Source organism: Algoriphagus marincola DSM 16067 (assembly GCF_000429405.1).
In the GTDB taxonomy this organism is placed as follows: Bacteria; Bacteroidota; Bacteroidia; order Cytophagales; family Cyclobacteriaceae; genus Algoriphagus; species Algoriphagus marincola.
In genome coordinates this window covers 1-10615 of sequence record NZ_KE386901.1, presented here as the reverse complement: position 1 = coordinate 10615, position 10615 = coordinate 1, and the positions used below count along the sequence as shown (strand labels likewise).

Here is a 10615-nt window from a genome sequence, read left to right as displayed (position 1 = left end):
AGTATTGAGATCAGTGGAACACTTCCAGCAGGTACCTCAGTCACTTATTCGGACAATACTCGAACGGATGTTGGAACCCAAGAAGTCACTGCGACTATTACGGGCTCCAATTACAATACCTTGGTACTCACCGCAGATCTGACGATTACCCCGGCCGATATCACAGGAATTACCTTTGAAGATGGAAGCTTTGTCTTTGATGGCACGGAGAAAAGTATATTCATCTTAGGTACAACGCCAGAGGGAACTTCGGTTACTTATGCTAACAATATGAGAACCAATGCTGGAACCCAGGAAGCTACGGCCACCATCACAGGAAGCAACTTCAATGAGCTTGTACTAACAGCCGATCTGACGATCACTCCAGCAGAGCTTATGGTAATCGCAGATGAGGGACAGAGTAAGCTCTTTGGCGAGTCTGATCCTGAATTGACCTTTACGGCAACTGGTTATGGTGAAGGAGATGATGATTCCATCTTTACCGGATCCTTAAGTAGAGGAGAAGGGGAAGCGGTAGGATTTTACCCCATAACTCAAGGTAACTTAGATGCTGGACAGAACTACACGATCAACTTTACAGGGGCTGACTTTGAGATTATCACCAATGATAGCGATGGAGATGGAGTTCCGGACGACGTTGAGCTCGAAGATGGAACTGACCCGAACGATCCGGATGACTTTAAAGACTCGGATGGAGACGGTGTTCCTGACAAAGTAGAAGAGGATGAAGGTACTGATCCAAATGATTCAAGTGACTACCCAGATATCGATGAGGATGGGGTTCCGGATTATGTAGAGGATAGAGATGGAACCGATCCAAATAACGGGTCTGATTTTCTAGACTCAGACGGAGACGGTGTTCCAGATTATGTACAGGACCGTTCGATTGTCGAATTTGTAAGCCAGTCAGTGACTGTGGCTTGGGGTACAGCTGCTGCTGATGTTCCGCTGGCAGATGAAGTGGTTGGCATCACTGGTCTGGGAGAATTTATCAACCTACCAGTAAGCTGGAACCTAACAGGCTTCAATCCTTTGATTGTGAGTACCAATAATTTCAGAGGAACGGTCACACTTCCAGAAGGATTATTTAATCCTTATGAATTGGATCCAGTGGTTTCGATTACCGTTGAGCCGAAGCCGGCCCCGCAGGATCTGAACTTGAGTGCAAATAGTTTCATAGCTATACCTGATGTATTCTTCCAGGAGATAGGCTTCTTTACGGTCATAGATCCTTCCGATGATGTTCACGAGATCAGCTTGATTGATGGAGCTCTTGACAATGCATATTTTGAGATTATAAATGGAATTCTTTTCTGGAGCAGTGCGGAGCAAGTATCGGGAAGAACCCAATTTACGATTCGTGTGAGGGTTACCGACCGGGCAGGCAATACCCTGGACAAAGAGTTCCAAATCGAACGACAGCGTACTCCACTTGACCAGTTAGATATTCCCAACACATTTACTCCAAACAATGATGGGGTGAATGACACCTGGGGAGTGCCGGCCATGCGATACTACGAGGGAGTTCAGATCCAGATTATTGAAGTAGGAAGCGGCAACAGAGTCTTCTACACCGAAGATCCTGATGTGCGCTGGGATGGTCGTGTAAATGGTAGAGACCCTGTAGTGACCTCCTATGTATGGGTGATTACAGTGGTAGAAACCGGAGAGGTGAGAAGGGGAATGCTAAACCTATTGAAACAGTAGAAATAAGAGGGGCAGATAAGAAATAGACTCTATCTGTCCCCATTTTTTAACAGTATAAAACGAAGAAAACGATGAAGAAATTTTACTATATACTCGCCACTGGACTTTTGATGTTTGGAATGAATTTTCAAGCAAAGTCTCAGACCAGAAAATATGTTTCAAATTTTAGCCACTTCCAAAGCTATTTCAATCCTGGCCTGACCGGCTATGAGGGAAGTGCGGTGAGGGGCTTTGTGCGAAACCAGTGGTCTGGCATCGAGGGAGCTCCGAGGAGCTATTTTGTGAGTGCGGAGCTGGATTTTGGGGAATTGTCAGGAGCGATGGATCCAGCCTTGATGGGTAAGAATGCATTATCGGTAAACATGCTTCAGGATACTTATGGCGCTTTTAGAGAGACCGAATTGATTGTATCCTATGCTTCTAGAGTAAGATTGACAGAGAAGCATAACCTAAGACTGGGTGCAGGAGTGAGCTATCAAAATATCCGTCTGGATGGAAATGCGTTGACCTCGGAAGACCTGAACGACCCTACCTTGGGTCAATATTTAGGAGGCTTTTCGGATATGCAGGTGGTAGATTTCAATATTGGATTGGCTTTAACCCACTCCAAATATTACCTCTCTTACGGCATGCATCGAGTAGGGGGGGGGGCGATCATTTCTGGGGATGAGTTTATTGACAGCTATCCGGCCTCCAATATCATTCAGGGAGGTTATAGGGAAGCCTTGAGTCCCAATGTGGCCTTGATTTTCAATGCTTATTACCGAACTCAGAAGGATGTAAATGACAATTTTGAGCTAAATCTGAAGACCTTGCTAATGGATAGGTTTTGGCTGGGTGTGGGCACGCGGGTGAACAATGCGACAAATCTACAGATGGGTATTTTGACCAAGCGACTGCGAATCGGCTACCTCTTTGAGTTTCCGGTGGGTGGAGATTACAACTTGCCGGGCAATACCCATGAGTTCACGGCTGTTTTCAATCTGTTCAGAGACAATACCCGAAGAACAGAGAATGAGGTGTTGATTTGGTAAAAAAAAGGAAATAATCGGCCAATTGATAAGATAATTGGCCCTTTATTGCTTTTGTCCAATATGGTTCTATCAGGTCTTATTGACATTTTTTTGGGAGATAAATCACTTCCAATTTTTCCTAGAAAATCAAAAATCAAGCCTTCAATAATTGGTCTGAGATGTATTTTTTGAAATACGAGATTAATAAATTCCGATATCTTTGGACGAGCTTCTAGTATTAGAAATAGGCTCAGTCAGGATTTTTTGAATGAAAACCTTTTCATGAAAATCAATTTAAAGACCTTCATCTAAATAGATTCTGGCCTGATTTCTAAAAAACTAAATTTTCACCCCCACCAAAACCCACTCACTATGATTAAAATGATCAATTTTTTGATTGTAATTATGGTAATCTTTCAAGTTGTATCAGCTCAGGAATCTGAAGAATTAAGGCCCAATACAAAACAGAGCTTGTATTCTGACATATTAAATGAGGCAAGAGGCTATTGGGTCAGTCTTCCGGACTCCTATTTTCAGGAGGGGAATTCTTACAAGGAGTATCCCTTATTGATTGTATTGGATGGTGATTCTCACTTTAACACTACCTCAACTATGGTTCGGTACATGAGCTCTGACCGATATAGAAGTTGGAAAGCTCCAGAAATGATTGTAGTGGGTATTCAAAATGTGGATAGAAGGAGGGATTACACACCCGAGAAAATCATTACTGTGAGAGAAAATAATTCAGGAGGTGGCGAGAAGTTTCTACAATTTTTGGAAAAAGAATTGATCCCCTATTTGGACCAAAACTATCGGACGACCCCTTATCGGATTTTATTTGGCCATTCCTTAAGTGGCCTTCTAGCCACTCATTCATATATGAAAGAAGAATCAGCCTTTCATGCCTTCATTGCTGTGGATCCGAGCTTTGGTACTTGGGATGAGGAGACAATGGATCAAAAGCTCGATACCCTGACGCAGAAGCCATTTGATAGATATATCTACTTTGCAACAGCGAACTGGGGTAAAAGGAATTATAGCAACCGAGATAGACACCTTCGACTTTTCGAGGCATTGAATAGTAAGAGTGAAAAAGACTTTCATGCAAAATTAGAGTATTTCGAAAATGAGAGCCATTCTTCTGTTCCTTTGATTGCTTTTCACAATGGTTTCGCCGCCATTTTCAAAGGCTATGATATTTCTTACAGAGATGTAGATAGTCCAAGCCACCTGGAAAACCACTTTGTTGAAATTTCCGAGCGTCTGTCTTGGGAGTTTTTACCGCCGGAGAGTTTGGTCAATCAGTTGGGCTATTCAAAATTGAGAAGTAGGGAAGACGATGAAAAGGCACTGGCGATAGACTATTTTATCATGAATACGAAAAATTATCCTGAGTCTCCTAATGCCTATTCAAGTCTTGGAGAAGGCTATGAAGTTTTGGGAAAGAGATCTCAAGCACTTGAAAATTACACCAAATCCCTTATGCTTTATCCTGAAAATGAATACGTTAAAAATAAGCTTTCAGATCTAAAGCAGGAGAAAGAGTAAGTTGTTTTCCCCTAGCAAAAGGCTAAATTGACTTTGAGCAGAAACTAAAAAGCCGGCTCTATTTCTAAAGCCGGTTTTTGCAGAGAGTGGGGGATTGGCTCCGCCTTTCCCTAGTTGGGGGAAGGATGCAAACCAAGCCTACTCACTTCGTTCGTTTTCGCTTTTTTGCTTGTCCGCCACTCAAGCAAGCTTGGTGTCTATAAAGCAAAAAGCCTCTCCGCTTTGCGGAAAGGCTTGCTTGGCAGAGAGTGGGGGATTTGAACCTACTCTTTAAATTCTTGATATTCAATATATTAAAATCTTCCCAACAGAAGGACGCAGCGTTTTACGCTTTTTTGAACTTGGACTTTTTCCAAATGATTTTGTGATTCGAAAATAATCAACAAATAGCTTTATAAAAAGCTAAATGAAGGATTTTAAAAATCATCTAATGTAACGCCTATTCAGGAGGATACACCAAGGCAATCACATTCGCCATGGCAAATTCATTGGGGGAAGCAGGGAGGTTTTGACCGTATTCTCCCAGTGCACGGATGATTTTCTGATCCAGTCCTGTTCGTGCAAAAGTCGCAGGACTGAGCCGAATCTTCTTGGGATCGATTCCCGATGTATCGGGATCCCAAATACCCCAAGCTCAATACTGTCACCTTCCTGGACTTCCTGTGATCGGGATGGGCCCAGTATTCTTCCTCTATCCGCATTTAGCCAGGCTACTTGATTCCCCCCGGGGGTATTATTATGGCGGTGGTCCAAAATCCTTGTTTCAGGAAGCTGGTCAAAAAGCTGTTCTTCCTCCTGAGCGTTTTCCTCCTCCATCGTAGCCCGAAAAGCAAGAAAATAGGGCAGTTTTTGATCTCCCCCGATAGCAATCGGGGCTGATACGCATCTCCCATAAAAAAATATTTGAATGTAGCAGCAAATTACAAATTTGTATTCATATGAAGGTGTAGATGCTCCCTTACAGCTGTCGGGACTACACCTAGTCCTAACCATGATTCTGCTCCCAGAGGGGGCATATGAACATTGGAGAGAACATCAAGAAGGTAAGGAAGGAAAAAGGTTTGCTGCAAAAGCAGGTAGCTGCGGAAGTTGGGCTGGATCAATCCAACTACAAAAAAATTGAAAATGGCCAGAGACAGCCCTCTATCGAAGTGCTTTACAAGTTGTCCAAGCTGTTTGGTATGACTACCGATCAACTCATAAATTTTGAAGACGGTATCCCCAATGAAGTGGTGATAGAAGATGAACCGTTGACCCAGCAACTAAAATTGATCAACCAGCTCGAAGAAGATAACCGGAATGTGATTTTTAAAATGATCGATACCATGCTTACCAAAAAGAAGTTTCAGGACTTCTTTCAAAAAAACCTGCCTGCTACGCATTAAAAAAGCCCGTTTTCTCGGACCTTATTTTTAATTCATAAGCGTTGTATCCAACTCTAATTCCCCTTCAACTTCTTCCTCATAGTCTTGATTTTCGGGTTTTAGTGGGATAGCTAGAACCGTGGTATCAAGATAATTAAGGAGGTCAGTATAAATATTTTTTTCTCCTGACACCTGTTTTTCTATTAACCTTAAATGTTTTCTTCCGTCCAGCCACCGCCAATAAATAGTTCCAATATCTGAGGCATGAACACCATAAAAAGACAAATAGCCGTTTTTTGTAGGTGATTCAACAGTGTATTTAGTCAGCAGCGTGCTCTGGACACTGTCCTTGCCTATTATTTTAAGTATCGTTCCATTGAAGTCAAAATCAGCTTGATCTTTGGAAAAAGAAGAATCAATTCTATTGATAAGGGTACTCAGTTCACTTTGTTTTGACAGTGAACTCTCATAAAGAGTATCAAACCAAATTGAGTCTTTTTCTATACCACCTATTTCATATTTACGAACTTTCAAGACATTGGTTTTATCTGAATTATCACAACTAATGATCAGTAGAAGGCATAGCAAGATTATATATCGATCAATCATATCCATGGAAAATTATTTTTCGCCAAATGTAATCCTCTGATACACCAAGCTTTAATCTGCTATTGATTCCCCTCAACATATTGTAGGTATTTTGATAATAAGGAGACTGCCGTACATATTTTAAATTATGCTCTGTACCTCCATCAGGGGGTTTTTTGCTTTACTTTAATTAAATAAAAGTATTAGTTCACGTATTATAAGAACAATTCCAGTACCTATCAGCATATATATCATAATTCTAAATTGGAAGCCTATCAACAAAGGATCCTCTTTTTGCTGGCTACTCTTTTGATTCCTCAATAAAAGAATCCCAACAACAATCAAAAGCAGACTTATAACAAATACCATTTCCTTTCTTATTTTACTTTTGGAACAATAATAATGTTCACAATGTCAAAGGAAGTGTTTTTCAGACCTTGTAAGATTGGGAGATCGGTCGTTGAATTTATCAACCCTCTTGACGGAGATGCCATATTTTTAAGATACCGCCCACTAACAGATCCTGAAACAGTTAATGACCCTTCAATAGCAGCACTCTTATAGTCACCTTCCGCTGCATATAATAAAGTACTTGCCCCACCTGCTATTGTGGAAACAGATCCTCCAAAACCAATTAATCCAGCTCCAATGGGAGGTACAAACGGAACCACAACTCCACCTAAAGCGGTTATTCCTGCACCGGTATATCCCGCACCATCAATTGCACTCCTCACCATGTGACGGGCAAAAGGTAACGCCTCGCTTTTAATCCGCTTGCTGTTTGCCCGCATATTCTGCACGACTGGGTTACTCATTGTCCTCTCATGGTCGGATTGAGTGGCTGACACGGTCACTTCTCCCAAACTCATCATGCCCTGATCTATTGACCCGTCAGAATTATATACCAACATATTACCGGTCTGTTCGTCTATCCCCGTTCCGGATTTACCCAGGTAGGTTTCCCCAGTCTTTGTTGTTGCCTGTGACGTTGCGTTTTCATCCCAGTACACTTCTCCATCTCTATTAGCAACCCAGTCCAGCCTTCCATCAGGATCTATTCTGTTCAGCGGATTGTTCTGCACGAAATTATAAGGTGAGAGCCACTCCCTTTCAATAGCCAACGGATCCACACTGATCCAACGCCCTATCACTGGATCATAAAAACGTGCCCCATAGTCGTATAGACCAAGATTCAGATCCTCTATTAGTTCCTTCCCATTGTAGAGATACCTATTCGTATGATTGTTATAACTATAATCCAATCCTGCGATGGTCATACCAAAGGGATAGTAGGCATTTTCCTGGACGATGATCGGACTGGTACTTTGCACTTTTAGATTATCAAAAAAGATATTCTGAGCTGTTTCGTTGACCACAAAGGTTTCCAGATATCCATTCTTTTTGACCTTGAGTGTCTGTCGTAGTTGCTCATGCTCATTGGCGGCGGCATTGCTGACCAAGACCTTGCCCCGATCATATAGCACACTGTCCTGATCATATAGCGCATACATCAGGTAACTTTCTGGGGTCTTTTTGGATTCAATCTCTGCCAATAGCAATCGGGTAAACTCATAGATCAAAAAGGGATTGATCTCAGGGGAGAAGTTAAGGTTTTGTACCCCTTCCAGCAAGCGGTCTTTCCATAATTTTTGACTTCCACTTTTGATCAGCGCAGCCAGAGGACAGGGAACATATCTTCGCACTGATGTACGCATTTCTCTTCAAGTGCCAGGTGCAGAACTCACTCAGCGCTTAAAAACAGAAAAGCCCGGACAGTGAACTAGCCCCCAAAAGTTGGACGGATTAATAATGATTTAAATTTAAGGAAGAAGCTCGGTATTGTACTGGGCTTTTTCCGTTTAGACTTGATTTTATTCGTTAGTGGTTATAATAATGGATGTAATCTTTGATTTCTTTTTTTAGTTCTTGAATAGACTGGTATTTTTTGAGGTAGAACAATTCGGACTTTAGTGTTCCGAAGAAGTTTTCAATGACGGCATTGTCTAGGCAGTTTCCCTTTCTTGACATACTAATTTTGATTTCCTTTTCCTGGAGTAGATGTTGGTATTGTGGGTTTTGATAATGCCAGCCTTGATCGGAGTGAATCAGCAGACCCGGGATTTTTTGTCGATTCGCAGTTGCCTGTCTGATCATGTCCAGAACAGGTTGGAGTGCGGGCCTATCGGCCAGGGTAAAAGAAACAATTTCGCGATTGTACAGGTCCATGATGGGAGAGAGATAAAGTTTCTTGTCATGGACTTTGAACTCGGTGATGTCGGTTACCCACTTTTGTTCAGGCCGGGAAGCCTTAAAGTCTCTGTTAAGATGGTTTTCTGCTATTCTGCCCTGCTCTCCTCGGTAGGAGACATATTTTTTAACCCGAATCATACTCTTTAAACCCAGTTCGAGCATCAAGGAGTAGACGGTCTTGTGATTGATCGTATACCCCCTGTTTTGAAGGTCATCCCGGATTCTTCGGTAGCCATACCGTCCTTTGTTCTGTTTATAAATATCATGGATCTCCATTTTGATCGTCTCATACTTGTCTTTTTTTTGGAGTTGTTTGAGATGATAATAAAAGGTGCTCCGTGCCATCCCTGCATGCTTGAGTAGTTCCTTCAATGCATGTCTATGCCTTAATTCCTGGATGATTTGCGTTTTTCTTCTTTCTGTTTTTCGGATTGAATTAAGGCATGAAGCTTTTTTAAGTATGCGTTTTCAGCTTTTAGGCTAGCCAGCTCTTCTAAGAGCTGCTCTTCTCGGGTTAGAGGACTTTTTGGTTTTCTAGGCATCTTGATAGGTCTTCCTGTACGTATCGCCTTCAACCCTTCCGGTCCTTGAGTATCGTAAATCCGAATCCAATTCAATATGACAGATTCACCAGAAACCTTGAAGCGTAGACAGGCTTGAAGTAAAGATAAAGATTCAGCTTTAAGTGTTTTAACGACCTCCAATCTAAAGTCTGCCGTGTATCTTCTATTGGTCTTAGGCCTCAATCCTTCTGCTCCAAACTTCCGATAGAACGCTACCCAACGTTTGACTAAGGAATGTTCGATACGCTCTTTTTCTGAGATACTACTAATAGAGTGCCGGCTCTGGATAACTTCTTGGACTACCCGAAGCCTGAATTCGAAATTGTGATTTCTGTTTTTTCGCATAAAAATGCCCCCAATAAGTGTCTAACTTTTTGGGGGCACTTCACAGTACCGGGCTTTTCTGTTCTTCATCAATTCTAAAACGCACTAATAAAAAGATATAATCCTCCTAGAAACGAAAATAATCCAGCAAAAATCAGTTTTACATCCCCAATTGTAAAACCATCATTTTTACTATTTGCCCCCTCCCTAATTTGAATAATGAAGATGATTATTGAAACCAGGATAAGCAAAGCGCCAATAAGCATATTAAATATATCCATATCTCTTATTTGTTTTTTTCTTCATCAACACTCGTCGTAACCTCGTAAGTCCAATCGCTGAGCATTTCCCATCCTTTTACAATACCTTGCCAAATATTATTAGCTTCCTTGCTTAGAGTCTCAGCCTTAACTGCTTTATCTCCTCCCTTAAAAAGCTGACCAAACACTATACCTTTACCTACTTGATAGCCGACTTCACCGGCAGTAAGATCTCCCGTTGAAGCTCTTATAGTTCCCTCCAGCAAGTTTCCTGCACCCGAAACCATCCCGCCTGCAGCAGTTATTTCAGGTTGGGCAGTGGCTATCCCAGCAACTTCTATAGCTGTACCTAAATCTTGAACTACTTCTGCACCCAAGAGCCCTCCCTGTACAGTGGCGTCCTTGAGTCCAGAAGCAACTACTGCCCCATCATTAATAGTTGCTACTGATGACATGAGAGACGCTTGAGAATTACTAAGCTGAGATGAAAACTCAGAATTCAGGCTACCTGATTGCTGTGTCAACAACCTCTGAGAAGAGCCTTTAACAGTATTGGTGAACTGTGAAAAAATAACTTGGGCCTTAGTATAATAATACGAACCAGGACAAATGGGACACTCCCCATTAGGATCATTGTACTTGATCGGATTGTTCCAGCTGAATTGATATGGGGACAATCCTATTTGATTGGGATGGTCGGCAAGTACATCTGTGCTTAAAAACCTGCCTATTGCAGGATCGTAAAACCTTGATTTGAAGTCGTATAAGTTGAGATTGAGATCGCTTAGGATCTCGTTGCCGTTATAGAGGTACCTATTCGTATGATTATTATAACTATAATCCAATCCTGCGATGGTCATACCAAAGGGATAGTAGGCATTTTCCTGGACGATGATCGGACTTGTACTTTGCACTTTTAGATTATCAAAAAAGATATTCTGAGCTGTTTCGTTGACCACAAAGGTTTCCAGATATCCATTCTTTTTGACCTTGAGTGT

At 41.8% G+C, this 10615-nt stretch carries 10 protein-coding genes; 4 read left to right on the top strand and 6 right to left on the bottom strand.

Translation table 11 applies throughout. From position 1 onward, the window contains the following. From G457_RS22945 to G457_RS0120545, 3 genes are all read left to right on the top strand, one after another. Positions 1 to 1707, top strand: a 1707-nt coding sequence (locus G457_RS22945) for a T9SS C-terminal target domain-containing protein (protein ID WP_035484513.1), incomplete at its 5' end; no start/stop codon positions are given. Between the two features lie 71 nt (positions 1708 to 1778). Beyond that, positions 1779 to 2741 carry a PorP/SprF family type IX secretion system membrane protein gene (locus G457_RS0120550; protein ID WP_026948129.1) on the top strand — a complete coding sequence of 321 codons (963 nt, stop codon included), beginning with the start codon at positions 1779 to 1781 and terminating at the stop codon, positions 2739 to 2741. A gap of 351 nt (positions 2742 to 3092) precedes the next feature. Beyond that, on the top strand, positions 3093 to 4268 hold the full coding sequence (locus G457_RS0120545; protein WP_026948128.1) for an alpha/beta hydrolase-fold protein: 1176 nt from the start codon (positions 3093 to 3095) through the stop codon (positions 4266 to 4268). A 465-nt stretch (positions 4269 to 4733) separates the two neighbouring features. Here G457_RS0120545 and G457_RS0120540 read toward each other — a convergent pair whose 3' ends face one another. Then, complete coding sequence (locus G457_RS0120540) at positions 4734 to 5261, bottom strand: hypothetical protein (RefSeq protein ID WP_155847212.1); 528 nt, start codon at positions 5259 to 5261, stop codon at positions 4734 to 4736. Positions 5262 to 5284: 23 nt separating this feature from the next. Between G457_RS0120540 and G457_RS0120535 the strand changes: the two genes are divergently transcribed. Continuing rightward, a complete protein-coding gene (locus tag G457_RS0120535) occupies positions 5285 to 5653 on the top strand; it encodes a helix-turn-helix domain-containing protein (RefSeq protein WP_035484510.1) in 369 nt (122 codons plus the stop codon). Positions 5654 to 5680: 27 nt separating this feature from the next. Here G457_RS0120535 and G457_RS0120530 read toward each other — a convergent pair whose 3' ends face one another. From G457_RS0120530 to G457_RS22065, 5 genes are all read right to left on the bottom strand, one after another. Beyond that, positions 5681 to 6247, bottom strand: coding sequence for a hypothetical protein (locus G457_RS0120530; RefSeq protein ID WP_026948125.1), 567 nt, complete (start codon positions 6245 to 6247; stop codon positions 5681 to 5683). A 350-nt stretch (positions 6248 to 6597) separates the two neighbouring features. Beyond that, the gene (locus tag G457_RS0120520) at positions 6598 to 7935 is read right to left on the bottom strand and encodes an RHS repeat-associated core domain-containing protein (protein ID WP_026948123.1); all 1338 of its coding nucleotides are present in this window, start codon (positions 7933 to 7935) and stop codon (positions 6598 to 6600) included. A 163-nt stretch (positions 7936 to 8098) separates the two neighbouring features. Continuing rightward, positions 8099 to 8902, bottom strand: coding sequence for an IS3 family transposase (locus G457_RS22070; RefSeq protein ID WP_322786352.1), 804 nt, complete (start codon positions 8900 to 8902; stop codon positions 8099 to 8101). Then, positions 8857 to 9378 (bottom strand): helix-turn-helix domain-containing protein, encoded by a 522-nt coding sequence (locus tag G457_RS0120510; protein ID WP_035484508.1) that lies wholly within the window; start codon positions 9376 to 9378, stop codon positions 8857 to 8859. The genes G457_RS22070 and G457_RS0120510 overlap by 46 nt, the downstream gene beginning before the upstream one ends. A gap of 265 nt (positions 9379 to 9643) precedes the next feature. Continuing rightward, on the bottom strand, positions 9644 to 10615 hold a 972-nt coding region (locus G457_RS22065), incomplete at its 5' end, for an RHS repeat-associated core domain-containing protein (RefSeq protein ID WP_035484506.1).

Coding starts and splice junctions, on each gene's coding strand:
- G457_RS0120510 (WP_035484508.1), bottom strand. CDS start 9,378: ATGCGAAAAAACAGAAATCACAATTTCGAATTCAGGCTTCGGGTAGTC.
- G457_RS0120550 (WP_026948129.1), top strand. CDS start 1,779: ATGAAGAAATTTTACTATATACTCGCCACTGGACTTTTGATGTTTGGA.
- G457_RS0120535 (WP_035484510.1), top strand. CDS start 5,285: ATGAACATTGGAGAGAACATCAAGAAGGTAAGGAAGGAAAAAGGTTTG.
- G457_RS0120520 (WP_026948123.1), bottom strand. CDS start 7,935: ATGCGTACATCAGTGCGAAGATATGTTCCCTGTCCTCTGGCTGCGCTG.
- G457_RS0120540 (WP_155847212.1), bottom strand. CDS start 5,261: ATGGTTAGGACTAGGTGTAGTCCCGACAGCTGTAAGGGAGCATCTACA.
- G457_RS0120530 (WP_026948125.1), bottom strand. CDS start 6,247: ATGGATATGATTGATCGATATATAATCTTGCTATGCCTTCTACTGATC.
- G457_RS0120545 (WP_026948128.1), top strand. CDS start 3,093: ATGATTAAAATGATCAATTTTTTGATTGTAATTATGGTAATCTTTCAA.